This window comes from Eggerthella lenta DSM 2243, from assembly GCF_000024265.1.
Lineage (GTDB): Bacteria > Actinomycetota > Coriobacteriia > Coriobacteriales > Eggerthellaceae > Eggerthella > Eggerthella lenta.
Genome location: NC_013204.1, coordinates 1,104,398 through 1,129,498 on the forward strand (window position 1 = coordinate 1,104,398; position 25,101 = coordinate 1,129,498).

20 protein-coding genes are annotated in these 25,101 nt (G+C 67.0%); 1 reads left to right on the plus strand and 19 read right to left on the minus strand.

The window, feature by feature from the left end:
* Positions 1-7: 7 nt before the first annotated feature.
* The 18 genes from ELEN_RS04510 to ELEN_RS04595 all read right to left on the minus strand — a co-directional run bounded on the left by ELEN_RS04510 (position 8) and on the right by ELEN_RS04595 (position 23,579).
* Positions 8-1,123 (minus strand): hypothetical protein, encoded by a 1,116-nt coding sequence (locus ELEN_RS04510; protein ID WP_015760265.1) that lies wholly within the window; start codon positions 1,121-1,123, stop codon positions 8-10.
* 69 nt (positions 1,124-1,192) lie between these two features.
* Complete coding sequence (locus ELEN_RS04515; protein WP_015760266.1) at positions 1,193-1,465, minus strand: hypothetical protein; 273 nt, start codon at positions 1,463-1,465, stop codon at positions 1,193-1,195.
* Between the two features lie 34 nt (positions 1,466-1,499).
* Positions 1,500-1,829, minus strand: coding sequence for a type II toxin-antitoxin system Phd/YefM family antitoxin (locus ELEN_RS04520; RefSeq protein WP_015760267.1), 330 nt, complete (start codon positions 1,827-1,829; stop codon positions 1,500-1,502).
* A gap of 132 nt (positions 1,830-1,961) precedes the next feature.
* A complete protein-coding gene (locus ELEN_RS04525) occupies positions 1,962-2,696 on the minus strand; it encodes a class B sortase (protein ID WP_015760268.1) in 735 nt (244 codons plus the stop codon).
* Positions 2,697-2,782: 86 nt separating this feature from the next.
* The gene (locus tag ELEN_RS15690) at positions 2,783-8,449 is read right to left on the minus strand and encodes a SpaA isopeptide-forming pilin-related protein (RefSeq protein ID WP_015760269.1); all 5,667 of its coding nucleotides are present in this window, start codon (positions 8,447-8,449) and stop codon (positions 2,783-2,785) included.
* Positions 8,450-8,596: 147 nt separating this feature from the next.
* Complete coding sequence (locus tag ELEN_RS04535) at positions 8,597-8,917, minus strand: helix-turn-helix domain-containing protein (RefSeq protein WP_015760270.1); 321 nt, start codon at positions 8,915-8,917, stop codon at positions 8,597-8,599.
* 3 nt (positions 8,918-8,920) lie between these two features.
* Positions 8,921-11,146, minus strand: a complete 2,226-nt coding sequence (locus ELEN_RS04540; protein WP_015760271.1) for a DNA topoisomerase — start codon at positions 11,144-11,146, stop codon at positions 8,921-8,923.
* Positions 11,147-11,157: 11 nt separating this feature from the next.
* Positions 11,158-12,048 (minus strand): hypothetical protein, encoded by an 891-nt coding sequence (locus ELEN_RS04545; RefSeq protein WP_015760272.1) that lies wholly within the window; start codon positions 12,046-12,048, stop codon positions 11,158-11,160.
* A 26-nt stretch (positions 12,049-12,074) separates the two neighbouring features.
* Positions 12,075-13,862 carry an endolysin-like domain-containing protein gene (locus ELEN_RS15695; RefSeq protein WP_015760273.1) on the minus strand — a complete coding sequence of 596 codons (1,788 nt, stop codon included), beginning with the start codon at positions 13,860-13,862 and terminating at the stop codon, positions 12,075-12,077.
* Between the two features lie 13 nt (positions 13,863-13,875).
* Entirely contained in the window at positions 13,876-17,115 is a 3,240-nt protein-coding gene (locus ELEN_RS04555; RefSeq protein ID WP_041691617.1) for a VirB4-like conjugal transfer ATPase, CD1110 family, read from the minus strand.
* 19 nt (positions 17,116-17,134) lie between these two features.
* Positions 17,135-17,551 (minus strand): PrgI family protein, encoded by a 417-nt coding sequence (locus ELEN_RS04560; protein WP_015540156.1) that lies wholly within the window; start codon positions 17,549-17,551, stop codon positions 17,135-17,137.
* On the minus strand, positions 17,551-18,768 hold the full coding sequence (locus tag ELEN_RS04565; protein ID WP_015760275.1) for a VirB6/TrbL-like conjugal transfer protein, CD1112 family: 1,218 nt from the start codon (positions 18,766-18,768) through the stop codon (positions 17,551-17,553). Before ELEN_RS04565 ends, ELEN_RS04560 begins: the two co-directional genes overlap by 1 nt.
* Before the next feature lie 21 nt (positions 18,769-18,789).
* On the minus strand, positions 18,790-19,005 hold the full coding sequence (locus ELEN_RS04570; protein ID WP_015540155.1) for a hypothetical protein: 216 nt from the start codon (positions 19,003-19,005) through the stop codon (positions 18,790-18,792).
* Between the two features lie 114 nt (positions 19,006-19,119).
* Positions 19,120-21,153, minus strand: a complete 2,034-nt coding sequence (locus ELEN_RS15700) for a VirD4-like conjugal transfer protein, CD1115 family (RefSeq protein WP_015760276.1) — start codon at positions 21,151-21,153, stop codon at positions 19,120-19,122.
* A 3-nt stretch (positions 21,154-21,156) separates the two neighbouring features.
* Positions 21,157-21,897 carry a hypothetical protein gene (locus tag ELEN_RS04580; protein ID WP_015760277.1) on the minus strand — a complete coding sequence of 247 codons (741 nt, stop codon included), beginning with the start codon at positions 21,895-21,897 and terminating at the stop codon, positions 21,157-21,159.
* Positions 21,894-22,961 (minus strand): hypothetical protein, encoded by a 1,068-nt coding sequence (locus tag ELEN_RS04585; protein WP_015540153.1) that lies wholly within the window; start codon positions 22,959-22,961, stop codon positions 21,894-21,896. The genes ELEN_RS04580 and ELEN_RS04585 overlap by 4 nt, the downstream gene beginning before the upstream one ends.
* A gap of 151 nt (positions 22,962-23,112) precedes the next feature.
* Positions 23,113-23,343 (minus strand): helix-turn-helix domain-containing protein, encoded by a 231-nt coding sequence (locus tag ELEN_RS04590; RefSeq protein ID WP_015540152.1) that lies wholly within the window; start codon positions 23,341-23,343, stop codon positions 23,113-23,115.
* A complete protein-coding gene (locus ELEN_RS04595) occupies positions 23,340-23,579 on the minus strand; it encodes a hypothetical protein (RefSeq protein ID WP_015760278.1) in 240 nt (79 codons plus the stop codon). The genes ELEN_RS04590 and ELEN_RS04595 overlap by 4 nt, the downstream gene beginning before the upstream one ends.
* 165 nt (positions 23,580-23,744) lie before the next feature.
* Here ELEN_RS04595 and ELEN_RS04600 point away from each other — a divergent pair, with 165 nt between their 5' ends.
* Positions 23,745-24,104, plus strand: a complete 360-nt coding sequence (locus ELEN_RS04600; RefSeq protein ID WP_015540150.1) for a helix-turn-helix domain-containing protein — start codon at positions 23,745-23,747, stop codon at positions 24,102-24,104.
* Between the two features lie 76 nt (positions 24,105-24,180).
* Here ELEN_RS04600 and ELEN_RS04605 read toward each other — a convergent pair whose 3' ends face one another.
* Positions 24,181-24,924 (minus strand): hypothetical protein, encoded by a 744-nt coding sequence (locus tag ELEN_RS04605; protein WP_015760280.1) that lies wholly within the window; start codon positions 24,922-24,924, stop codon positions 24,181-24,183.
* Positions 24,925-25,101 lie beyond the last annotated feature (177 nt).

A 25,101-nucleotide genomic window follows, 5' to 3' on the forward strand; every position in this document is an offset into this window, starting at 1 on the left:
GACCCGTCTACTCCCAGTGCCCGGCCACATCCACGACCCAGTGCCTACCGGTCGCCTGCTGCTCGTAATGTCCCTGGTCCTCGCTTGTGGTATATGAGTCGTCGGTGTAGCCATCATGGTTCTGACCTTGAGCATACATCGCGTCGCTATGGGCATAGAATCCGTTCTTCGAGTCGAAGGTCGCGCCGCAGGCGTTGCAGATGAAGCGGCCGTGGCGCACGTACACGACGTTCGGGACCCAGACCTGGCCGTAGTCGGTCTCCCAGTGCCCCTGCTCGGGGACCCACTTCTTCTGGGATTGCGCGGAGCCGGATGCCGACGAGCTCGAGGACGAGCCGCCGGACGCCTGCGTCGCCGCGTTGCCCTTCGAGTCGTTCTTCTTGGTATCGGACTTGGTGTCCGCCTTGGCGCCGGAATCGTCGGCCTTCGCGCTGCCGTCCTCGGCCGTCTCGGACTTGTCGCCCTCGTCTGCCTTGGGGGCGGCTCCGGCCTCGATCTTGCCGCCGGCCGAATCGGTCACCGTTCCCGCGTTCTGTTCGTAGCCGGCGTCATGCACGCCGTCGGAGTTCCAGACGCCGTCGGATATCACATGCCCGCCCGAGCCGTTGACGACCTCCGCGGTGGTGCCGCCGGAGGGCGCTGCGGCGGGCGAGTTCGTGACGGCGACCTGGACGTTGCCGCCTTCGTCGACCGCGGCCCAGGTGACGGTCTCGATCGTCTTGCCGCCGGTCTCGCATCCGTCGAGCGAGCGGGCGAGCGCGGCGCTGCGGCGGGCGGTGGAGTCCACGGTCGCGGCGGCATCGTCGTCGGCGCGCTGCGTCACGAAGACGCGGCCCTTGCCGGTCGTGACGGTGACCTCGTCGGCGGGGGCGCCGACGTCCTGCCCGTCGAGCGTGAGCGTCGGGCATATCTTGGCGATGTCGGCGGGGGCGACGGATTCGGCGCCGGCCTTCTCGACGGCGGACGGCGAGCTGTCGATCGGTTCGGGTCGGTTGGATGCGATGACGATTCCGGCCCCGCCGATGGCGAGGACGGCGACGACACCGGCGCAGATTACCGCCTTGCGGCGCGCGGCGGGCTCCGCCAAGAGGTCGCGGATCTTGTCGATAGGGTTGTTCTTCATGGCATGGTCCTTTCGAGATATATGCCTGATGGTCTTTTCGCTGCTTGTTTGGTCCCCTTCGGTGTGTCCCTAGCGCACCGAGGAGTATTCCGGGAGCGCGGGAATGCGCTCGCGGGGCGCGGACGGATGTTCCACGGGCTTCTCCTTCTTCGCTCCCGCGTGTCGGCGGCAGGCGGAGATGAGGGCCCAGGCCCCGCGTCCGACGAGGGCGACCGCCCCGATCGCGCATGAGGCGACGAGCAGGGCGAGCGATCCCGCGAGCTTGATGAGCTCATAGCCCAGCTTGATGAAGGGCCAGAGGATTGCGAGCGCGAACGCTCCGATGATGATGGTGGGCAGCATGGGTCGATCCTTTCCCTCGGGTTTTACTATGTGCTCAGTCTTCGGTATCGGGAGGATCGAGCGGCGCGATGGCGACGTAGTCCTCGTTGCGCCGGCGGAGCACGAACGTGATCCGGTGGTCGTGGGCGTTCCGGCAGAACGTGAACAGGCGGCGCAGCACCCTCGTGTATTGGTTGCAGGCGTATTTTCCCATTGTCCTGTATCCCGGGTCCACGGGGACGATGGCGACGTATGCCCGGCCCTGCTTGAGCACGGTGCAGGGCACCGACGTGTCGTGCACCCGCTTCGCGATCGAAGCGAAGTTGTTCTTGAGTTCGGTTATGCCCACCGGCGCGGGCGGCGGCAGTTTGGCGCTTCCATCCATTTCGGCACCTCCTTCCGATAGTGCGTTTATCGAGATGGGAAGCGGTTTTATCGCTTTCTTACCTTTTTTATACCCGTTTTTATTCCCTTTTTTGTGCCTCTTTTCCATGGTGTGACATGTTTGTCGGAAAAATCAGCCGACGAATACCGTGAGGGTCCTCGCGCGGCCGCCCGCGAAGTTGGCCGAGCAGGTCACGAGGGTGACGACGCGCTTGGCTCCTGCGCAAAGCGCGTCGCAGCCGTCCGCCTTCGCCGTGGCCTGCGCCGAGAGGGCCGAGAGCCAGGCGCGCAGCTCCGCGGTCCCGTTGAAGTCGAACCTCTGTATGTCGGCGAAGCTCTTGTCGACGGACATCGAGAACGCCGGGTGGAGGCTCACGGTGCCCTCGGCGGGCGTCGACCAGCGCATGTCGCCGAGGGCATCGAACTTCTCCTGCCGCCAGGTGTCGCGCAGGTAGGTGAACATCTCGCCGTCGAAGTTGAGGTGGTGGCCGTAGACGAGCGCATGGCGCCCGTCCGCCCCGCAGCGCGGGTCGAGGTAGGGGCACCCGGAGAACGACCAGTTGCGGTCGAAGTCATGGTTCAGATAGAACCCCTTGGGGTCGCCTTCCCGGGGCGAGACCACCGGGAAATCCACCGGGGTGCCTTCGACGGATACCCATGCGGCGATGTCCGGGTTGCGCGCGCGCAGGCCATCCCAGTCGATGCCGTCGCCGGCATCCGCCTCGGCATCGATGGAGAGTTCCCTGTAGACGGCGTCCTGATGGAAGATCGTCCATCCGATGAGGGCGGCGGCTGTGAGCGACACGGCGCATATGGCGGCAAGAAGGATGTCGAGCGGTTTGATCCGGCGTCGCTGTCGGCATTTCATGGGCGTCTCCTCTGGGATGTCAAGCGAAGGGGCCCGGCGCGGATATGCGTCGGACCCCGGTCGAGGGCTATCTATCGGCCCTGTTCTCAGTAGCGGTCGCGGTAGCTGTCGCGGTATCCGTCATCGTACCCATAGGGGTCGCGGTCGTAACCGTCGGGATAGCGGTCGTCGCGGTATTCGCGCTCGTGCGCGTCTTCCTCATATCCGTCATCCTCGCCGCCTGCGGGAACAGGGTCCGGATAGGCGTGGCGGCGGCGGTAGATGAGCGCCGCGGCTGCCGCTGCCGCGGCGGCGAGGGTCGCGGCGAGGCCGATGATGACGTTGCGGCCGGTCTGGTCGAGGTTGGTCGGGGGCACCGTGACGGCCTTCGCCGTCTGGGTCACCTGGTCCTCGTCATGGTCCTCGAGGCCGTCGCCGCCGCCGTTGCGGGTGAGGTCCACGCGGGCGTAGTTGTCGAGCGAGGTGCCAGCGGTGTAGCCGTCGGTGGCCTTCATGCGAACGATGGCGGGCGCATAGGCCGTCCCGGTCCCCGTGCCGGAATCGTCGGTATCGGAGCCGTTTTCGGCGGCGGTGTCCTCGGCGCTGGCGATGTCGTCATGGACGTCCTTGATGCCCTCGCGGTCCCAGCCGCCGTCGCGGGTGGTGAAGCCCTGCTCCACGCGGCCGTACTCGAAGCGGATCGCGGTGACGTGCTCGCCCTCCTCGAGGCCGAGGTCTGCCACGGCGAGCTCGGCGGCCTCGGTCGTGGGCACGTCGGCGCGCCAGAGCTTCCATCCGGTGAAGTCGACGGCTCGGCCGTCCTCGCCAAGGGTGGAGGCGGTGGCCTCGTCGGACAGCCAGGGGTTCTCATGGCCGTCGGAAAGCGTGGCGTTGGCACCGGACTCGTCGATATAGTCGTCGGGCGTCTTGTCGGTCCTGTACCAGACGTTCATCTTGCCGTCGTAGTCATCGAGGGCCTGCGGCGTGGTGATCGATGTGAGCTGAGCACGGCCGTCGGCGGCGGCGGTCAGGTCGTCCTCGACCGTGAACTCGTCGGTCCAGGTGTTCGATGTCGAGCGGAAGTCGATGGTGTAGGCATAGGAGCCGTCGTCGGATGCCTTGGTCTCGGCGGTGTTCAGGCCGTCGCCGTTGGCATCGGTGTCCTTGGCGGTGGGGTCGGCGATCTCCTGCCGCTTGTCGATCTCGCCGCTGATGGAGATGGGCGAGTCGTACATCGTGACGGTCTGGACCTCGCCGGTCTTCCTCACCTCGAACTCGATGCTCTCGGCCTGGTCGTAAGCGGTCGGCGTGCGCTGTTCGGTGAGCGTGTACTTGCCGGGTGCGAGCGCATCGATCTCGTGATCCTCGGCGGTCGAGGTCCATGAGTCGACGGTCTTGCCCTCGGAATCGGTGACGGTGAGCTTGGCGCCCTCGATCTCGGACTCGTCGGTGATGTCGCGCTTGGAGATGCGGACCTTGGTGTAGTCGTCCTCGAAGGCCGCCTGGCCGGAGTCCCGGCCATCGATTCGGCCGTCGGCGCCGACGGTGAAGGTCTTGATCCCCGGCGCCTCGACGTATCCGGCGGGCGCCTCGACCTCGGCGACGCGGTACGTGCCGGGCGCGAGGTGCAGAAAGTCGGTCGAGCCGTCGGCGCCGGTCATGCCCTCTGTGGCGCTCTTGCCCTCCTTGAGCAGGACGGGCACCCGACGGGCGCGGCCGCCGCTGACCAAGATGTAGGTCGGCCCGTCCCCGTCGATCTCGATCTGTCCGGCGGCTTTGCCGGCGACGGTCAGGTCGTATGTGCCGAGCCCGAGGTCGAGGGCCACGTACGCCGAATTGGCCTCGGACCAGGCGAGCTTGATGGCGGGCATGGCGTAACCGTCGTCGGAAAGGACGGCATGATTGCCGAGCAGGCCGCCCGCGACCTTGGCGGTATAGGCCTTGCCGGCCTCGATCTCGACTTCCGCTCCCTCGAGCGTCTTGCCGTCCTGGGTGGCGGTCAGGGTGTACGTACCGGGTTCCATATCGACGGCATCGGGCCCGAGCTGGGTTTCCATGCCGTCGGCGGATTTGAGGACGAGGGAGGTTCCGTCATCGGCCTCGGATTTGACGCTTGCGGCGGCGACGGCCTTCCTGATGGAGACCTCGGCCCCGGCGTCGGCTCGGACGGCGAGGTTGCCGGCGGCGCTGCCGATCGAGATCTCGTCGTCGGTGTTCCAGGCCTGGAACTTTGCTCCGGGAAGCGGTGTGTCGGCGCCCATGACGGTCTTATCGACCTCGAACTTCACCGCAGCGTCGGACTGGTCGGATGCGGCTTTCACCTCGGCGGTGGCGCCGTCCTTGTAGGAGAGGGTGAACGCCACGGGCGTCTCGTCGATCACATGGCCCGAGGGGGGCTTGGTCTCGATGAAGGCGTAGGCCGCCGAGCCGCTGCCGAGGTAGAGTTCCTTGGTGGTGGCGCGGCCGTCCTGCCCGGTCTTCACATGGTCGACGACGTCTCCGGCCGCGGCGCGCACGGTGCCGTCGGGGGACACGATTTCTTGCTGCGCCACGACGTCGTACTCTGCGCCCTGAAGCGCCTTGCCGTCATGCGAGCACGTCTTCGTGATGGTCGCCTTGCCCTTCGCCTGCTTGTCTGAGACCTTGATGACGGTCACGGGGGAGGCCTTCTTGTAGTCCTTGGGGACCTCGAAGCCGACTGCATCGCCGTTGACGGTGTAGGGCGCCGCGGCGGAGACCTCCTTGATGGAGTACTTGCCGGACTTGAGGCGCTGCGGGATCGTGACCTGCCCGGCGTCGTCGGTCGTGAAGGTGTCGACGGTGCCGTTGACGTCGTAGGGGTCGGCGAAGCTCATGGTCTCGCCGTTCGAGTCGAGCACTTGGAACTTGAAGCCGGAGAGGGGCACGGTGTTCCCGGTCTCGGCATCGGTCTTGACGATCTGGATGCGGCTGTTGAGCGTCTTGTCGATGACGGAGTAGTACTTCGTGGTGCCGTCCACGAGGTCGTCGGCCGAGATCGTCCAGTCGTCCACATGGTCGAAGCCCTCGGGCACCGTGGAATCGACCTCGCGGATCGTATAGCCTGCCGCGTCATATGGCACGGCGCCGGAGATGCCGGCGTTGCGCTTGCCCGAGCCGAACCACGGGCGCGCCGGGTCGTCGGTCTTGGCCTCGGAGACGGAGGTCTCGTCGCAGGTGGCCGCGTCCTTGGTGGACGCGAAGCCGGCATCGTTGGTCGTCAGGGTTCCGACGACCTCATTGGTGGTATTCGAGATGATCTGGAATTGGACGCCCGTCGCGGCATTTCCCTGGCCGTCGTCGGATTCCCAGCTGTCGTCCTCGCCGCCCTTGGTCTTGGCGATCTCGATATCGAACGAAATCGGGTTCTCGGAGAAGTCGTTCTCAGGCTCGAGCTCAAATATGCCTTCTGCGCGAGGGTCATCGCGACTAATCGTATATTTATGAACAGTAGTGTCCAGCTTGTAGCCGGCAGGTGCTTTGGTTTCGGTTACAGTCAGCTCTCCAAGGGGAACATCGCGAATAACCGCATAACCGTTTTCGTCGGTCGTGACGGTCACGGGTCCCCATGAGGGCGATGACAGGGATGCAATCGAGTACTCGGCACCCTTGAGCGAAGCGCCGGATTGTGCCCCGCCGAGCGTAGCCGAGTCCTTCTTATTGATTTTGATGCGCACCGTGCCAGGGTCGTCCTTCAGCTGCTCGGTCCCGGCGGAGTTGCCGGTCCTGAAGGCGATATGCCCCTCGTGGAGCGTATAGCCCGCGGGCGCCTTGGTCTCGACGGCGTAGTAGGCCTGGTTGGGCTCGAGGTCCAGCGCGGCGTTGCCAGATGCGTCGGTGACGATATGCGACACGAGCGCGTTGTCGGAGGAGCGGTAGATGTCGTACTCGGCGCCCTCGACGGAGTACTCGGAGTTGCCGTCGGTGATGGAGACGTTGGCCGAGCACTTGGAGAAGGTGTAGCGGACCTTGTTCAGCTTCCACTTGATCTTGAAGAAGCCGGCGCCGGCCTGCGTGAAGGTAGTCGGGACGGTCACGCCGATGATCGCCTCGTCGCCGTTGACGGCGGCGATGCGCACGGTCTGGCCGTAGTCGTCGTCGGTATGGACGGCCTGGTTGTAGGAGGGGTCGAGCTGGCCGGAGGGGTTCACGCCGACGTGGCCGCAGGTGAGGTCCACTTTCGTCGCGCTGGGGATGGTGACGCCGGAGACCGTCTGCGCGGCGATCGTGCAGGTGCGCTCGATCGACCAGGCTCCGGACTGGAGGGCGGAGACGTCGACGTTCTGCGTGCCGAGCGCCTGATAGATCGTCTTGGCCTCGTAGCGTCCGCCGGACGGATTCTCCACCGCCGGCAGGGTGGCGCCGGTGCGGGCGCCGGTGTACTTGTTGTGGCCGGCGGTGTGGAAGGACATGCCGGCCCAGGGGGCGGACTGGAACTCCCAGGTTCCGATGTTCCACACGTTGCCGGCGAAGGCCTCGGTGGCAAGCGCCGCGAGCCACGAGCCGACGTTCTTCTCGGCATCGTTGGCGAGCTTGATGTCGACGCTGCGCACGCCGGCTGCGGCGATGAGGATGTCGAGCGTGCCGGTGTCCTCGTCGTAGGTCCACATATCGAGGTCGCGCGTGTACTCGATGCCGTTGACGGTGACGGACTCGATCGTGGCGTCGGAGATCGACTTGCGGGCGGCCTTGTCGCGGGCGAGCGCGATCTGGGTATCGGGGGACGAGACGTCGACCGAGGCGGTTCCGGACTTGGCTGCGCGGCCGTCCACGTTCTCGGCCTCGACCTTCACGGGGAAGGTGTTCACCGCGCCCTTGTCGGACGTGGCGTAGAGGAGCTGGATGCGGGAGGACGCGACCTTGTACTCGCCGGCCTTGTTCTTGACCGTGTACTTCTTGGGCACGTAGACGAGCCCGGTGGCCGCGTCGAACTTGAAGCCGCGGCGCATGGCGGCGTCGGCGTTGTTCTCCGATGCGCCCCAGTCGGCCAGCGTCGCGCCCGAGATGTCGGAGCCGGCGCGGCCCACGAGGTAGTCGGACGAGTTGTCGAGGTCGTACAGAACGGCATGGCTCACGGCGTTGGATTTCAGCGCGTCGCTGTAGTCGCCCATGCCGTCGCCGTCCGCGTCGGCCCACAGGCCGTCGAGCGTGGGCGCGGCGACCTTTCCGGAGTCGACCGTGGTGGTGGTGACGGTCAGCACGTCGCGGCGCTCGAACTTGTCGAGGCCCGAGAGAGATTCGTCCAGGTTGGCCTCGATGTAGGCCTTGTCGGAGGCCTCCTTGGCCTGCTTGGCCGAGGCCTCGGTGGCGACGGCCTCGAGCGCGGCCGAGCCGTTGGAGCCGTCTTCGTAGAAGGCGCACGTGACGGTGGTGTCGGTCTCGGCCTTGAAGGTCGCGCGGCCGTCCTCGACGTCGATCTTGGCGGCCTCGGACCCGTCGCCGGCGAAGGTCGTGAGCGAGTCGGCGAACCAGCCGTCGTCGGGCGTGACCTCGACGGTGACGTTCGACCCCTTGTCTACCTGGACCGTGTCGGCCTCGGCGTCCTCGCCGGCGATGGCGAGGCTGCCGTGCTCGCCCGCGGCGAGCGTCACGGTGACGGTCTCGGGCTCTGCCGCCGGCTCCGCCCAGGCGGCCGGCACCGCGGGCGCGACCAGGCCGAGCGCCTGGCTCAAGGCGAAGACGATGGACAGGGCGCCCACCCCGATGCGCCCGAGCTTCGCGCGGGCGGTATGCCCGCCGCTTCCTGTATGCTTCATCTCGGCATCATCCTTTCCATGTTCTTGGCGCCGGCCGGGAGGTCCCGGCGCGGCGCCCGTAATCTGAGATATGTTACCCAGCCGGTTGCCGGTCTACACCGGTGACCGCCCGGACTTTCCGAACGGGAAGCGCACCTCCCCTTGCTCCTACGCCCCCGCGCCGCCCTGGGATGCGTCCCGGTAGTCGCCCTGGGGTGAGGCCTTGAGGCCGAGCAGGTAGTCGGCCGACACGTTGAGCGTCAGCGAGAGGCGCACGATCGCGTCGAGCGTGGGCGTGCGCTGGCCGTGCAGCGTCCTCGAGATGACCGCCTCGGACACGCCGGAGAACTCCGCGAGCTTCCTGGCGGTCATGGCACGCCCCTCGAGCGCCGCGGCGAGCCGGCGCTGGCAGGTCGCGCGCAGCGCCGGGTTGATGTCGAGCTCGGCGAGGGGTACGCAGCCGTCCCCGTCGCGCGTGACGGCGGCCATGGCCTACCGCTTCCCGCCGCGACGCCGCGAGCCCGTGCGGCCGGCGCTCCCGCCCGGCTTCTCGCTCCGGCAGAACTCGACGAACCCGGTGTAGGGCGCCGCTCCGAGCTTCGCGTCGGTGTCGAACGTGCCGCTGCCGGCCTTCTTCGACAGGCCGGTGAGGTGGACCGTCCCTCCCGACAGGATCGACTTGGCCTGCGACTTGGTGAGCTTCCTGCCGTTCTGGACGATGTTGAGCTTCACGCCGCAGCCCTGGAGCAGCCGCCAGCCCTCCTCCTTGCCGGCCCATTTCGACGACGAGCACTGCCACTGCCTGCCGCTGCGCGACAGCACGATCGGCGCTCCGCAGGCCGGGCACCGGCACAGCTCCTCGCGGCCGGAGACGGCCGCGGCCTGCGCGGGGTCGAAGCCGCGCTCGAGGTCGGACACGACCGCGGCCGTGTAGCCCTCGATGCCGGAGAGGAAGTCGGACAGCGACCCCTCTCCCCGCTCGACGTGCGACAGGGCGAGCTCCCACTTCGCGGTGAGCTCGGGGGTCTTGAGCGAATCGCACACGATGTCGATCAGCGTCTCGCCGCGCTCGGTGGCGGAGAGGGTCTTGCCGCGGCGGCGGATGTACTTCGCCTCGATCAGCTTCTCGATCATGCGGGCGCGGGTGGCAGGAGTTCCCAGGCCGCCCGAGTGCATCGAATCGTCCTCGATGGCAGCCTTCAGCTCGCGGTCCTCGATGGACCGGCCGGCGTGCTCCATGGCCGACAGCAGCGTCGCGTCCGTATAGGGCTTCGGCGGGGTCGTCTTGCCGTCCTTCACGCGAACGTCGCCATCGGCGACGGTGAAGGAGTCGCCCTGCTCGATGTCGGCGGGGATGTCCTGCGCCTCGTCGTCCTCGTCCTCGGCGGCCTTGCCGCCGCCCGCAAGCGCGGCACGGCACGCCTCGTCCACGGCGATCCAGGAAGCGTCCGTGACGGTGCTTCCCGAGGCCGTGTAGGCGTCTCCGTTGACCTCGCCCTCGACCTTGGTCTTGAGCTTCGTCGCGGGGTCCATGGTGGCGGCCATGAGGCGGCAGCAGATGAGGATGGCCACGGAGCGCTCTGCGCCATCGAGCTTGGCCATCTCCTTGGCGTCGAGCAGCGCCGTGGGCAGGATCGCGCCGTGGCCGTGGACCTTCGAGTCGTCGGCCACGCGGGCGACGTCGGAGCGCGACGCGTCGAACCCGGCCGCGGCGGCCTCGCCGACGATTCCCGGCACCGCGATGGCCGAGAGCACGCGGGCCGTCTCGGGGATGTCGGACTCGCCGATGTAGCGGCTCTCGGTCCTGGGATATGTCGCCAGCTTCTTCTCGTACAGCGTTTGCAGCGCGTTCAGCGTTTCCTCCGCGGTGAGGCCCGCGCGCGTCGATGCGTCGCGTTGCAGCCCGGTGAGGTCGTAGAGCTTGGGCGCGCGGCACTTCTCCTGCCTGCGCTCGACCTTCAGGATCGCGCACTGCGACCCGACGGCCGCATGGGCGCGGCGCAGGGCCTCCTGACGGGTCTTCAGCTTCTCGCCGGCGAGGCGCACGTGTGCCGTCCTGCCGACCGAGCACTCCACCTGGAAGAAGGGGACCGACTTGAAGCCGCGGATCGCGCGGGTCCGCTCGACGACCAGCGCCAGCGTCGGGGTCTGGACGCGGCCGGCGGACAGGCGCGAGCCTTCGTAGAGGCACGATAGGGCGCGCGAGGCGTTGAGGCCCACGAGCCAGTCCGCCTTGGCCCTGCCCTCGGCGGCGTCGGCGAGGCCGTCGTAGTCGGAGAGGGGCTTGGCGTGGGCGAGGTCGGTCCGCACCTGCTCTGGCACGAGCGAGGTGGACCAGAAGCGACGGACGGGCTTCTTGCAGCCGGAATGGGTCCAGACGCGCCGGAAGATGCCCTCGCCCTCGCGGTCGGCGTCGCAGGCGTTCACGACGAGCTCCACGTCGGCGCGGTCGAGCAGCCCTTTCAGGACCTTGTACTGCTCGGGCGCGGTGACGCTCCACCTCCACCGCTCCGGGATCATGGGCAGCTGCGACATCGACCAGTGGCCGGACCACTGCGGGTAGTTCTGGGGGAAGTCGAGGTCGATGATGTGGCCGCGGCACCAGCTGATGAGGTAGCCGCCGCCCTCGATATAGCCGTCGCGGCGCTCGTGGGCGCCGACGGCGTCGGCGATGCCGCGCGCGACGGACGGCTTCTCGGCGATGATGAGTGTAGGCATGCCGCTCCCCCCTACTCGGAGAAGGAGACCGAGCCGGCGGCCATGTCGGCCACGCCTCGGTAGGTCTTCTGGCTCGAGGGCATCCAGACGGTGAACGTGACCGTGCCGTCGTCGTTGTGCGTCACATGGTCGCGGGAGAACAGCGCGGAATCGGCATCGGCGCCGCCCTCCTTCTCCGCGGCGAACGCGCGCCATGCGTCCATGAGCGCGCCGGCGCAGGAGTCGCCGATATACTTGGCGGCCTGCTCGGTGTCGGTGATGGCGAAGGTCTTCTTGGGCGCCGCGGCGCTCTGCTCGGTGGCGTCGGCGTCGGCCGCCGTGTCGGCGCGCGAGTCGATCTGGTCCTGCGCGAGGTCGTCGTTCACGCCGTCCACGCGCTCGAGCAGGGGGAAGACGGTCCAGGTGCCGTCGGCGTAATGCGCCGAGTAGCAGTCGCCGGTGCCCTTCACGCGCATGAACACGACGGTGCCGTTATCGGTGGCCTGGGGCTTCTTCTTGATCGAGACCGTGATCTCGTCGAGCTTGTAGCCGTTGGCGCGCATGGTCGAGGCCACGGCGTCGCAGAAGCTCTCGCGCTTGGTCGCGGTCATGCCCGAGAGCTTGTCGAAGCCCTCGAACCGAACGCCGGAGGTCTCGGACGGGTCCGGCGACGCCTCGACTTTCTTCTCGTCGCCCGCCTCCTTCCCGTCCTGCTCGTCGCCCCCGGCGGCGCTGCCGCCATCGACCGCCTCGGTGGCGTCCTGCTTGCCGCCCTCGTCGCCCGCGGTGCCCGTGCGGGAGCACGAGGCGGCGTCGAGGCCGAAGCCCAGCGCGATCACGCACGCCAGCGCGATCAGGCCGTAGGCCAGCTTCCTCTTGGGGTCGTTCTCGTTGGCCGGGTTGAACCTGTCGGTCATGTTCATGTTCGCTTTCCCTTTCATTCGATGGGCTAGAGGATGCTGCCGCTGTTGACGGACGAGCAGACGCGCTTGCCGCCCCATTCGGCCTTCCAGCTCGAGCTGCCGGGGTTGCCGCTCCTGTAGAAGCGCGACCTCTCCACCTCGAACTCGATGACGTTCTGGCCGTTCGAGTGCCCCCACTTGTTGCATCCCTGGTCGTTGGGGTTCTTCGCGTCGGCGATGACGCACTTGATCACGGTGCCGTCCGACAGGGTGAAGTCCACCTTGTCGCCGACGCGGCCGTACGTCGTCGTGCAGGCGATCAGGTAGCGCCCGTTGTATGTCGCGATATCGTCGTCGTACTTCGCGCCGGCGAGCGCCCACTTGGAGTGGACGGCCGCCTGCGACGTCCCGGCCGCCCATGCGGTGTCACGGCCGTTGACGTAGCAGCCGCGCTGGGTGTAGAAGGTGACGGAGTACCCGCCGTTGCCGTACTGCTCGGGAATGGTGACGCCCGCCCCTCCGGTGGGACGCAGGACCGTGTCCCAGGCGTCGTTCCAGTAGGACCCCAGCGATACCTCGTCTCCCGACGAGTCGCCGTCGGCGCCGTCGAGGTCTTCGTGCGCGCCGTAGTCCTTGCCGTCGCCGGCATAGATCTCCGTGTGCTGCTCGGTGTTGATGAGGATGTCGCCGCGTTGCAGGGAGTCCATCTTCCCGTCCCACTCGACCTTCTCGAAGCCCGCCTTGAGCAGAGGTTCCGCCATGGTGGAGGTGGTGAACGGGTGCGTACCCAGCTGCTCGGTCGTGCAGTAGCCCGAATCGACGAGGCAGTAGTAGACGAACGACGAGCAGTCCATGTTGGGGTTGTGGCAACGCGTGGACTGCGAGTACCCGATGGAGTCGTCGTCGACGTATCGCTGCGCCTGGGCCAGGTAGCCCTCGGCGCTGCCGCCGGAAGAAGATGTGGCGGCACCGCCGATGACCGCGCTGAGCAGCGACATCCCGACTAGGCAGATAACCGCGGTGCCGCCCACCGCGGCGCCCGCCGCGGCCACGCCGCGCCAGCCGAAGACGGTGTTCGTGACGGTCGCCTTGGTGCGGCGCAGCTGCATGAGCTTGCCGCGGATGCCGGAGGTGTTCGTCCCGGCGAGCCGGCCCGCCTTGGCGCCGAGCCGTCCCGCCTTGTTCTCGAGCCGCTTCTGCCTGAGGTTGATCCAGCGCCCGAGCAGGGACTTGTCTGACATCCCGGCGCGTCGCATGGTGTCGGCGCGCTTCCTCTTGTGCTCCAGCTGGTCGAGCACCTTGTCCTGCTTGGCGAGGGCCTTCTTCGATTTCGCGTCCCAGCGGGCCATGCGCCTGCGGGCCCGTCCCGCCGGCAGCCTGTCGGCGACGGCCTTTCCCTCGCGGTACAGGTTGCGCGGGTCGGCCTGGGTCATCGCCGCGTTGGCGACGGTGTCGGCGGCGCGCGCCCCCTCGTCGGCGATCTGGGCGTTGCCGTCGGAAAGGCCGATGGCCGCGCTCATCTCCAGCGCCGCGCGGGGGCTGTGCAGGACGCCCTTCGCGGCCCCTTTGGCTGCGCCTTTCGCCGCGCCCTCGGCGGCTCCCTTCGCCGCGCCGAGGGCGTTGCCGACGGACTCGCTGACGCGGTCCTTGAACACGGACCTTGCGGCCTCCCCGCGCGTGAGCTCGGGGAGGGCCGATTCCTTGTAGGGCGCGACGGCCCGCTGCCTGTATGCGGGGCCGTCGTGCTGCACGGCATACTCGAGGGAGGAGTGCTTGACCTTCTCCATCTCTAGCGGGCTCGCCTTGTCGGTGACGGTGGGCTTCTCGTCTGCCATGGCTCGGGTCACGCTACCCGCGGCGGGCGCCGTCGCCGCGCCCGTCCTCGTTGGAGTACTGGATCAGGTCGTCGAGCTTGGTGGTGACCATGCGGTAGATGGCCGAGTCCGTCGGGATGCGGTTCTCGAACGGGATGATCTTGCCGCCGGCGACCAGCAGGCCCTCTCCGGGCCCGGCGTTGCGCATCATCGCGACCTGGCGCTCGGAGAGCTTGATGACCTCGCCCAGCGCCGCGGCGTCCGATGCGGACTGGCCGAGCAGCACCAGGAAGTCGGAGTTAGCCAGCATCAGGCGGCTCTTCTCGTTGTTGATGATGCGCTCGATGTTCTGCGTGATGCCGGTCGGGATGGCGCCGTACTTGCGCGAGCGGGTCCAGAGCTGGTCGAAGTACGAGATCGCGTAGTCGTTCTCGAAGAGCAGCTGCATCTCGTCGATGAACACCCAGGTGCGGACGTGGCGCTCGCGGTTGCGCACGATGCGGTTCCACGTCTGGTCGAGCAGGATCAGCAGCGCCAGGCCCTTCATGTTGTCGGCGCAGTCGCGGATGTCGTAGACGACGAAGCGCTTGTGCGTGTTCACGTTGGTCGGGTGGTTGAACAGCGAGGCCTGGCCGGTGACGTAGCGCTCGATGGTGACGGCGAGCATGCGTCCCTCGGGCTCGGGCTGCTGGTTGAGCATGTTGTAGAAGTCGATCAGCGTGGGGATGTCGCGCTGGTCGTGGGTGGCGAAGTAGCGGTCGTAGATGCGCGAGACGCAGCGGTCCACGAGGGTCTTCTGCATCGGCGAGAGGTTCTTGGCCATCATCTCGACCATCGACATGATGGCGTCGACCTTCATCGCGAGCGGCTGTTCGCCCTCCACGAGCTCGAGATCGAACGGGTTGATATAGGTATGCGAGTCTCCGGAGATCTGGACGACCTCGCCGTCCATCTCGCGCGCGACGTTGATGTACTCACGCTCGGGGTCGAGCACGATGACCTCGGCGGTGGGGTCGGTGAGAAGCGTCCACAGGATCGTGTTCTTGGCCGTCACCGACTTGCCGCGGCCCGGCTTGCCCAGGATGAAGCCGTTGGGCGCGACGGCGTCGCGGCGGTTGTAGAAGATGAAGTTCTTGGACGTCTGGTTCTGGCCCATCCACATGCCGCCGCGCTCCATGAGCTCGACCGACGTGAACGGCACGAGCGCCGCGAGCGGGGCGGTCGTGAGGTTGCGTACGTAGGGGATGTCGCAGCGGCCCGTGGGCAGCATCGCGGCGAAACCCTGTCGCTGGAGCTTCACGAGGGGCACTGCGCGGCAGGTGAATCGGCGGAACACGTCCTGGATGGCCCCGGAGTTCTCGTCGCAGTCCTCGAGCGAGTCCGCCCAGGTCATGGTGGTGCAGGTGAGCGACCACATCTTCTGGTCGCGGCTCACGAGGTCGTCGCGCAGGTCGCGGGCGTTCTCCATGGCGTCCTGGAGGTTGGTCGGCAGCATCTCGTCGGTGATGTACATGGTCTGGGAGTGCTTGAGCACGTAGTCGGACTTCTGCACCTTGAGATCGGTGTTCATCGACTCGATGGTCTCGATGGCGCGCGACTGCTCCCAGCTCGTCATGTCGAGCGTGATCACCTGGTTGATGGGCAGCTCCGCCAGGCTCGAGATCATGTCGGAGCGCACCGAGCCCGCCCATTTCTGGAGGTAGAGCGCCTGGCCCGTGACGCCGTTCCATGAGATATGGGTGTCGTCGATCTTGGTGAGGTCGGCGGGCGCGACGAGGTCCTTGGTGGTGTAGCCGAGCTGGATGGCGCTCACGCCGCGCTCGTCGGTGACCTTCAGGTCCTCGAACGAGACGAAGCCGCGCGGGTCGCGCGGGTTGGTGATCGAGTCGATGATGCGCAGAAGCTCGTTTCCGCGGACCTCCTCCGAGTTGACCCCCATGTTCTTGAGCGAGCGCATGACCTGCTCGGTCGCGCGGGCGAGCAGCGGGGACGCCTGCTCGCAGGTCGGCGCCTCGACGGTCACGATGAACAGCCGGCGCCTCTCGACGTTCTGCTGCGTCTCGGCGACCTTGCTCTCGATGATCTGGTTGATGTCGCGGCGGAAGCGGTTGCCGGCGTAGTCGCCCTCGACGGGCGGCAGGAAGGTGTCCTCGCGGAACGCGTCTCGGTCGATGACGCGGCACAGGATCTTGACCTGGAGGTGCACGGTGTTGTCGAACGTGTTGAGAAGTTCGGACCAGTTCTCGTAGATCTCGCGCTGCTCGGACTCGCGCGCCGCCTGGAAGCTGGCGTCCTGGAACTCCACGACGCGGCTGTAGACGCCCTGCTGGAGCTTGACGGTGCCGTCCTCGCACAGGAGCTCATAGCCGAGCGCGTCCTGCGTGCACTTGTCCGCGCGCAGGACGAGGGTGCCAGGGTAGTCCTCGGTCGGCAGAAGGCGCTTCATGCCCTTCTTCTTTCCCGCCTTCTCCGCGGCGCGCTCGCGGCGCTTTCGGGCTTTCGCGGCCTTCGCGTTGAGCTTCTGCTGGCGGCGGGCGTCGCGGCCCTCGGCGCGGACGTCCTCGCGGCTCTCCTCGCGCTGCCCGCGCTGTCCGCGGCCGTCCGCGTCATCTGCGCGGCCCGCGTCGCGGTAGTCATTGTAGGGGTCGCGGGCCGGCTGGGGCGCAGGCTCGCGGTATGACGGTGCGCTCGGGCGCGCCGGGGTCTGGCTCTGGCGGCAGTAGTCCTCGTAGGGGTCGCGCGAGGTGTCCGCATATGCGTTCTTCCCGTAGGCGTAGGCGTCGGACTCGCCGGATGCGGCGGGCTCCCCGTCGGGGTCGCGGGCGGCAGGGCCCTGCCCGCCACGGCCCGGGGTGGGGCGGTAGTAGTCCTCATATGGGTCGCGGGCCGGTTGGGGCGCAGGCTCGCGGTATGGCTGCGCGCTCGGGCGTGCCGGGGCCTGGCGGTAGTAGTCCTCGTAGGGGTCGCGGGCGGGGGATGCCGGGGATTCGGCGGCCTCCTCGCGGCCGTATGCGAACGGCGGCTCCGGGCTCTGTGAGACCTGTGAGACCTGCTCGTGGGCCCCGCGGGCGGCCGGCTGCGGGGCCGCGGACACGGGGATGTCCTCAGCTCGGTATGCCGGCGAGGGCGCAGGCGCCGCGGGCGGCGCGGACTGGATGGCGGGCATGGTCGCGGTGGCGGTGGCAGACGGCGCGGGCGCGGCCAAGGGCGTGCCGCAGTAGGGGCACACCGCGGTGCCGTCCACGAGCTCGCAGTTGCAGTTGGGGCAGATCATGTGGTTTTCTCCGTTTTCTCTATGCCTCGGCCTCGGCGTCGGCCTCCAGCGCCGCCGCCTTCTCCGCTTTGGTCTCCTTCTTGGGCCTCTTGCCGGCTTTCGCCTTGGCGGAGGCGCGGTCGCCGTGCGGCGAGAGCGTCGGCGCGGCGAACAGGGCGACCTTCGGCCAGTCGCGGTCGGCCTTCCAGATGGCGAACCACTGCTCGAACTTGAGGTCGTGGATGCGCCCGAGGCCGACGAGCCCGATCGCGCCGCAGACGGACATGATCAGCATCAGCCACAGCGTGTTGATCTCGGTGAACGACGAGATCGCCAGCCCCATGCCGGCGGCGGTGATCGCGATGGCCGCTCCGGTCGCGACCTGGCGGTACGTGAAGCCGAACAGCGGCCTGGCCTCGTAGTCCTGGATGTCCTTGCGCAGGATGATCTCTACCATCAGCCCATCGCCCCCATGATCGTGTCCGCTATATGCTTGGATTGCCCGCACAGCGCCGAGAAGCCGAAGCATCCAGCCATGGACGCGAGCAGCGAGACGATGGTCCAGACCGAGTCATCGATGCCGGCATTCGGCTTGGTCGCCAGAAGCGACCCGGCGGCCGAGAAGCAGATCCCGGCGAAGGCGATGATCGTTATGAGGATCGCCGCCTGAAGGCACACGCCGGCGAACTTCTTGAAGTACCCGATGCCGGACGGCCTGGTCTCGCGCGTCGTGAGCATCACGAGCGGGAAGCCGGCGAAGGCCGTCATCAGGTAGATCTCGAACATGCGGGTGATGGTGAGCGTGAGGACCTTGATCAGGCACAGGCCGGTCGAGACGAGGATGACCATCGACACGAGCGCGTAGCCGACCGACCACGCGAACTGGCTGTACCTGATCTCCATCATGGAGAGCATGAAGGAGTTGAAGCCGACGCCGCCGATCTGTCCGGCCGCCAGCGTGTCGGAGACCTTGTTGGCGACCCACAGGAAGACCTCGTACACGCCGCCGCACAGCTGCACGGTATGGCTGATGAGGACCATGACGAGCGAGAACTTGACGATGATCCAGACGTAGTTGCCGGCCATCGTGAAGTGGTCGCCGCGGTTGGTCGAGACCTCCTTGGAGAACTCGAGAAGGGCCCACACGCACGCGAGGCCGAGAAAGCCCACGCAGATCGGCTGGATCACCTTGACCGAGACGTCGGCGGCCGCCGAGTACATCTTGGCGAAATCGGACCCCTCGCCGGTGAAGTCGAGCTTGAGCAGCCCCGACGACGAGATGCATTGCAGCATCGCCTCGCCGCAGTCGACGCAGAAGCTCGCGATGCCCTCGGCGGTGCTGTAGACGAAATAGGAGACCCAGGGCCCTGCGTTTACGACATCGAAACCCGGATACTCCCCGCAGGCGCCCATCATGAGGTCGTCGTCGGTCCACATGGTGTTCGTGGTGATGCTGGAGTCTTTCTTGCGGTCCTTGATCGCCTGGTGGTAGTCGTCCTTGTATTTCGCCTCGAAGCTCTCCTTGGAGGTCTCCACGGCCAGGGCCGGCGATGGGCAGGCCAGTGCGGCCAGGGCCGGCGCGACGAGCGCGAGCGCCAGCACGGCCGCGAGCGCGGCGCGCAAGGGGGCAGAGGGCCCCGCCGCGCGCCTATCTTTTCCCGTTAGAGCAGTCATATGGAGTTCCCTCCGTCGTCCCTACATCGTGGGGAAGGTGAGGTAGCTGCCGCCGACCAGGCCGATGGCCGCCATGGCGCCGCCGAGGGCGATGACCCAGACCGCGCCCTCCTGGGCCTGCGCGTCGTGGGCCTTGCCGCCGGAGACCCAGCGGAAGACGCCCACGGCGGCGGTGATTCCGCCGACGAAGGTGAGGATCTGCCACAGATAGTTCAGGAGCTGGTTGAAGAAAGCCATATGGGGTTTTCCCTTCTGATTCGCGGCGCCGCCCGTGTGGCCTTGGCGCCCTGTTTGACCCGCCGCGGCGGGTGAGATATGACGACTGGCGGGGTCTCCCCCGCCGGGGGCCTCCTACATGAAGAACTCGGGGTCGAAGAACGAACGGGCCTCCTCGATGCGCCAGCGCATCTCCTCGACCTCGGCGCGGTGCGCGCGCTCGCGCTCGCACTTGCGGTCCCAGTTCCAGTCGTCCAGGTTGAACTCGCCGACCTCGCGCAGCTCGTGGTAGCGCGGGTGGTCGATCGTCCTGTACTTCTTGTCGAGGAACGGGAAGGCGTTCTTCACGAAGACGATGCAGTCGTCGCCGCCGAACTTCTCGGGGTTGTTGCCGAGGTCGGCGGCGGCCATGAGCTCCTTGCCGATCTTGTTCTCGCTCTCGGACCACGATCCCTGCCGGCCGTGCGACTCGCTGCGGTTGCGGACGGTGGCGGTGAACTTGCCCAGGCGCTCGGAGATCTTCTTGTTGGTCTCGAGGTCGCAGCGGCCGAGGAACAGCGTCGTGTCGCAGTTGCCCTCGATGATGTCGGCGTTGTCCTTGTACATCTTCTTGAGCTGCGTGACCGATTGCAGGATGGCCGTGATGTAGATCCAGCGCGAGCGCAGGGTCGCGATCTTGACGTCGAGGTCGGGGATGCGGCCGATGTTGGCGAGCTCGTCGAGGATGCAGTTGATCGGGATCTTGCAGTGCGAGCCGGGGTTCCTGTCGGCGATGGCAGTGTTGACGTCGAACAGCTGGTAGAGCAGCATCGCCAGGATGAAGTTGAACGTCTTGTCGGTGTCGGACATGACCAGGAAGAACGCCGTGCGCTCCTCGCCGATCATCTCGAGCTCCAGCTCGTCCTCGCTGAAGAACTCGCGGACCGCGGAGACGGCGAACGGCGCCAGGCGGACGTTGCACGACGCGATGACCGAGGCCTCGGTCTCCGGCGATTCGGAGGTCGACTTGAAGCCCTTGTACTGCTTGATGACGAAGTACTCCTCGGAGGCCTGCGCGGCCGCCTCGTCGCCGCCGTGGTTGGCGACGATCCATTCCTCGAAGCCCTGGAAGCCGTCCTCGGCGGTCGTGCCGAGCATGATGATGTCCAGCGGGGTCTTGGTCTGGCTGGGGTTGTCCTTGCCGGCGAGCTGGAGCAGGTCGAGCATCTGCGGGAACGTCTGGTACTGCGGCTGGTCCGCGTAGAAGTAGAAGAGGTAGCCCATCAGCGCCATGTACAGCTGCCTCTCGGCCTTGACGAAGAAGTCCTCCTTCTCGGCCTCCGCGTTGCCCGACGTGTTCTCCACCAGCAGGTTGACGATCTGCATGATCGACGTGGAGTCCTGGAGGTAGAGCAGCGGGTTGTAGTGCATCGATTGGTTGATCTGGTCGGGCTTGGTGTTGACAGCCTTGAGCTTGTAGCCGTGGCGCAGGAAGAAGTTGCCGTACTGCTTGAGCGTGTCGCCCTTGGGGTCGGTCGTCACGATCGAGCTGTTGAGCTGGAGAAGGTTGGGGCCGACGAAGTTGAAGGTCTTGCCCGAGCCGGAGCCGCCGAGCACGTAGACGTGCTTGTTGCGCTCGAGCGCCGGGTCGGGGATCTTCGACATCTGGAGCTCGGCGCGCTCGGACAGGATGATGTTGTCGTCCTCGATCTTCTCGACGTAGTCGGGCTTGGGGTTGGCGACCTTGTTGGTCATGCCGAGCTTGGCCTTGATGAAGTCCTTCGGGTTGTTGCGGGCGAAGCGCATCGCGTCGGCGGTGCGCTGCGGGATGCGGATGGGCACGCGCTTCACGGTCGAGGTGTGCGCGAACTGCTGCATCTCGTCGTCGCGCGCCCAGCGCTGGTTGCCGTACTCCTCGCCGCGGAGCTTCTTCTGCTCCTCGCGCTCGCCGGTCCAGTCGTATTTTGTCATGGCCACCAGCGCGATGGCGCCGAAGGCCAGAAAGAAGAACGGCATCGTGCGGGAGTCGAGGTAGAACGGGTCTTGCAGGATCACGGCCCACTCGGCGACGGTGTGGTTGGAGCCGACGGTGAGCGGGTTGTCGATGAACCATGCGGCGATTCGGTTGAACATCCAGCCGCAGAGCGTGCCGCCGAGGATGAGGTACAGAAATCCCTTGAGGGTGCGCATGGGCTACTCCTCCTCCGCGGTCTCGCCGCCGTCGGGCGCCGCGGCGCGGTGGTAGTGCTTGCCGCCCTCGGCCTCGTCGCCGTCCTGCCCGCCCGCGGCCTCAGCCATGGGCATCGACAGGGCGAAGAACGTCTTGAGGCGCATCGAGGCGCTGTCGAGCACGCGGTCCGCGATGGCCCTCCGCTCGGAGCGGGCGGGCGGGAACATGGCGAGGAACCCGTCGAGCTCGGCGATGGGGTAGGACCAGCGCGAGGCCGACAATTTCATGTAGTCGTAGTCCATGTTGGCCATGGCGCGGTCGAGGTAGCTTTCCTCGCCGTCTACGAACCTGTTGCCCTTGATGGCGCTCTCGAGCGCCGCGCATCCGCGCGGGTCGAACGGGGCGGTGCGGGCGCACAGCAGGACCTCGTGGACGTCGAGCGGGTTGACGCGGAAGCCGTCATGGCCCTCGCCGCCGTCGCGGATGGATGCGAGCTCGCCGTCGAGCGCGCAGTACCCGATGACGCAGGCGAGCAGCCGGCGCTCCGCCTGCTCGAGGTATTCCCTCGTGTAGCCGTATTCGCGGGCGGTCTCGGGGTATTCGCTGCGGTAGGCGGACGAGGAGATCGGCGAGTAGTATTCGGGGCTGTCGCCGAACTCGAGGATGCCGGCGGCGTCGTATCTGAACGTGTCGGAGCTGCCGCGCGCGACGATCTCGTCGGCCATCGTCGCGCACGAGGCGGCCAGGGTCTCAAGGTCGATCATCGGTGCATCCCCTCGTTGCGTGCGGGCATGGAGGGCTGCATCTTGCTCTCGGCGATCTTCTTGGCCGCCTTCGTCTGTCCGACGGGGGACTCAGGCGAGGCGGCCCGGGAGTTTCCCAAGGCCTCGCTGAGCAGCGCGGCGTTTTTCTCGGCGGCAGCGGCCTGCTTCGGGTCGATCTTCTTCTTGTTCTCGGAGATGAAGCAGCCGCGGTCGATGGCGGCCTCGAGCACCATGCCGGGCGCGGCCGCGAACGCGGCCCCCTCGGCCTTCATCTCGTTGTAGAACTCCTTGGCTCCGTCCGAGCCGGTCTTCCAGAGCTCGGGTCCCTGGGTGGCGTCGACTTCGGCGCTGGCGACGGGGCGGCCGTTGCGGGTGCATTCGAAGGAGGCCTTGTTCTCGTCGTCCGGGTCGAGGGTCACGCGGTACTGCTCTCGGGAGTGGCCGCCGGCCGACCCGACCCAGCTGTTGCGGCCGTCGCCGGTGCGCTCGAACTCCCAGTTGATGCCGTTGCGCTTGAAGGCGCGGGGATAGCGGTTCTGGTCGTCGCGCTCGATGCCGCGCGCGCACTCCTCGAGCTCCTTGCGGTCCATGCCGAAGGACTCGACGCCGATGTTGATGAGCGCCTGGGTCATGATGTCCATGTCCCGGCCCTGGATGCCGATGGAGACCGCGGGACTTCCGTCCATGGGGTTGACGGTGTCGAATACGGAGAACTTCACTCCGTGGTTCATGAGTTCGCGCTTGAGCTTCTGGATGTCCTCGCGATTGTCGGCGACCGCCCCGGGGAATACCATGGCCTCGCGGTACTGGTCCGGGTTCTGGGCGCGCACGGTCTCGGCGGAGACGATGCCCTTCTCGCCGCGGCCGTCGACCATGTTCGCGGCCCCGTGCGTGAGGGCGCGGGCGAATCTCGCCGGTATGCGGTCGTTCCTGTTGCCGGCCGCGCGGGCTCGCCGCGCCTGGGCCAGGCCCTCGAGCAGGTACTTGATGATTTCTGAGGCTGATTGCACGGCTGCCGTGCCGGTCCTGAACGCGAGCTGTACCGCCTCGTCTTCTGCTGCCATTTCTTCTGACCCCTTCTGTAGAGCAGGTGTGGATATGGGCCTGCTGGGGTCAGGTGGCGTGGCCGGGGTCGGCGGAAGGTCAGGTGGTGAGGTCGATGCAGTCGGCAGGCCGGACCATCGACGGTGGCATTATAACCAATTGTCTGAGTTTCTATTCAGTCGATTTCCGCCTGTTCGGGATGCAGGCGGGATCGACCCCGACGAGCCTGGCGACGGAGTCGCGCGTTATCTTGCGGTGCCCCCGCTCGGGGGTCCATTGCCTGAGGTCCCCCGACTTGACGAACCTCTTGACGGTCGACGCGCTGACGCCCAGGAAGGCGCACGTCTCCTTGACGGTCAGGAACCTCGGCAGAGCCGCCAGGTCCTCGATGACTGAGCTCATTGGTCCTCCTCGGCGTCCATGACGGCGGACAGCGGCAGCTCCGCGTAGAGGCAGAGCTGGACGATCTCGAGCCCGTCGAGGGCCGCCGCGGCGCGCGACGCCGTGGAGAGCCCGAGCAGCCTCAGGACCTTGGGCAGCGGTATCCCCGTGCCGCGGACGATGTCGAGCGCCGTGGCGCCGGTCTCCCTGAGCGCCGCGGCGAGCGCGTCCATGTGTATGCCGTCTTGTCTGTTCATGTCGGAAGCCTTCCCGTTCCGTGTTCCGATACCGAAAGTATCCGGGTCGTTACGACCCCCGACGGGAACAGTATAGGAACGGGGAGATGGCGCGCGGTGCGATACTTGCCCGCACGGGGTAGAAAGGCCCCGCGCGTTTCGACACGGAAGGAAGTGATGCGTTCGATGAGGTCGAGGGTTCCGGAGAAGTCCGAGCTGGCGGCGCAGCTCAAGCGCTACCGCTACGATGCGGGGCTGAAGGGCGATGAGGCGGGAGCGGTCATCGGCAAGAAGGCCACGACGGTGTACAAGTACGAGGCCGGGACCCTGTGGGTGTCGCCGGGGGACCTGCGGGCGCTGCTCAACGAGTACGGCGTGAACATGGTCACGGCCTTCACCGAGGTCGGCGACCCGAGGGCGGGCGGCAGGAAGAAGGACGAGTCGGCCCTGCGCTGGCGCAAGATGCGCGCCTACTACGACATGATGGGCCCGGCCAAGCAGAGGACCCTGCTCGACGTCGCGAGGGCGATGGCCGAGGACTTCTGAGCCGTGCGCGTGCGCACATCAGCACACCGGCATATATGCGCATGCGCATATATCTATAGCTGCGCATCTGCGCGAATCAGCCCTTGCGCGGGAGCGCGCGGGCGCACGACGGCGCCTCCGCCTGCACAGGCTCGTCCTCGGCGATGGACGGCGCCCTCATGGCATGGGCGTCGGTGTCGATCCAATGCTCCCCGGTCTCGGGGTCGTCGCGCTCGGCGAAGCGGTGGGCGGCATGCCCGACGTCCTCGAACGGGCTGCGGGTGCTGACGAGGTAACGGCGGCGCGCCTGGGTGCCTATATGCCCCATGGGCGACTCGATGTCGAACCAGGGCTGGAACATCTTCGGCATCGTGACGCAGCACACGTTGTCCTGCGGGTCGTAGAGGTGGAGCCGGCCGTCCTGCCCGAGCGCGACGGAATATCCCTCGGGCACGGCGACGTAGTTCACGACGCTGCAGTGCGTGCGCGACGTGTCGACCTCGTCCATGGTGTAGCCGAGCTGGTGGGGCGGGATGAACGCGTTGTACGTGACGTATTCGGGGTGCTCGCGGATCTGCTCGGGCGTGAAGCACATCTCGACGGCGCCGGGCACGTCGACGTCGCCCGTCATGTAGAAGGTGTCGTAGAGCGTGCCGACTACGGCGATCTCCGCGGTGTAGCCCTCCTCGACCACATGGGTCGAGGCCTCGTGTGCGTTGTAGAGGTCCGACCAGCGCCTCATGAGGTCGCTGGACTTGACGAGCTCGGGGTCGAAGTACCTGTCCCCGGGGCGGTAGATCTCCTCGTCGGGGATGTCGCGCTTCGATTTGAAAAGGCCCATGGTGGTCGCTCCTTGGATGATGGCGCGGCGGTATGCCGCGGCCTGCCGATTATCCGCCCGCGCCGCGCCGTGCGCAATGCGGCCTTCCCGCACGGGAAGCCGGGCGCGGTTCAGGTTCATATATACATATATACCCGAACGCGTACATGCGCATACGCGCATTTTCTCATTTACGCA

Coding starts and splice junctions, on each gene's coding strand:
- ELEN_RS04510 (WP_015760265.1), bottom strand. CDS start 1,123: ATGAAGAACAACCCTATCGACAAGATCCGCGACCTCTTGGCGGAGCCC.
- ELEN_RS04515 (WP_015760266.1), bottom strand. CDS start 1,465: ATGCTGCCCACCATCATCATCGGAGCGTTCGCGCTCGCAATCCTCTGG.
- ELEN_RS04520 (WP_015760267.1), bottom strand. CDS start 1,829: ATGGATGGAAGCGCCAAACTGCCGCCGCCCGCGCCGGTGGGCATAACC.
- ELEN_RS04525 (WP_015760268.1), bottom strand. CDS start 2,696: ATGAAATGCCGACAGCGACGCCGGATCAAACCGCTCGACATCCTTCTT.
- ELEN_RS15690 (WP_015760269.1), bottom strand. CDS start 8,449: ATGAAGCATACAGGAAGCGGCGGGCATACCGCCCGCGCGAAGCTCGGG.
- ELEN_RS04535 (WP_015760270.1), bottom strand. CDS start 8,917: ATGGCCGCCGTCACGCGCGACGGGGACGGCTGCGTACCCCTCGCCGAG.
- ELEN_RS04540 (WP_015760271.1), bottom strand. CDS start 11,146: ATGCCTACACTCATCATCGCCGAGAAGCCGTCCGTCGCGCGCGGCATC.
- ELEN_RS04545 (WP_015760272.1), bottom strand. CDS start 12,048: ATGAACATGACCGACAGGTTCAACCCGGCCAACGAGAACGACCCCAAG.
- ELEN_RS15695 (WP_015760273.1), bottom strand. CDS start 13,862: ATGGCAGACGAGAAGCCCACCGTCACCGACAAGGCGAGCCCGCTAGAG.
- ELEN_RS04555 (WP_041691617.1), bottom strand. CDS start 17,115: ATGATCTGCCCCAACTGCAACTGCGAGCTCGTGGACGGCACCGCGGTG.
- ELEN_RS04560 (WP_015540156.1), bottom strand. CDS start 17,551: ATGGTAGAGATCATCCTGCGCAAGGACATCCAGGACTACGAGGCCAGG.
- ELEN_RS04565 (WP_015760275.1), bottom strand. CDS start 18,768: ATGACTGCTCTAACGGGAAAAGATAGGCGCGCGGCGGGGCCCTCTGCC.
- ELEN_RS04570 (WP_015540155.1), bottom strand. CDS start 19,005: ATGGCTTTCTTCAACCAGCTCCTGAACTATCTGTGGCAGATCCTCACC.
- ELEN_RS15700 (WP_015760276.1), bottom strand. CDS start 21,153: ATGCGCACCCTCAAGGGATTTCTGTACCTCATCCTCGGCGGCACGCTC.
- ELEN_RS04580 (WP_015760277.1), bottom strand. CDS start 21,897: ATGATCGACCTTGAGACCCTGGCCGCCTCGTGCGCGACGATGGCCGAC.
- ELEN_RS04585 (WP_015540153.1), bottom strand. CDS start 22,961: ATGGCAGCAGAAGACGAGGCGGTACAGCTCGCGTTCAGGACCGGCACG.
- ELEN_RS04590 (WP_015540152.1), bottom strand. CDS start 23,343: ATGAGCTCAGTCATCGAGGACCTGGCGGCTCTGCCGAGGTTCCTGACC.
- ELEN_RS04595 (WP_015760278.1), bottom strand. CDS start 23,579: ATGAACAGACAAGACGGCATACACATGGACGCGCTCGCCGCGGCGCTC.
- ELEN_RS04600 (WP_015540150.1), top strand. CDS start 23,745: ATGAGGTCGAGGGTTCCGGAGAAGTCCGAGCTGGCGGCGCAGCTCAAG.
- ELEN_RS04605 (WP_015760280.1), bottom strand. CDS start 24,924: ATGGGCCTTTTCAAATCGAAGCGCGACATCCCCGACGAGGAGATCTAC.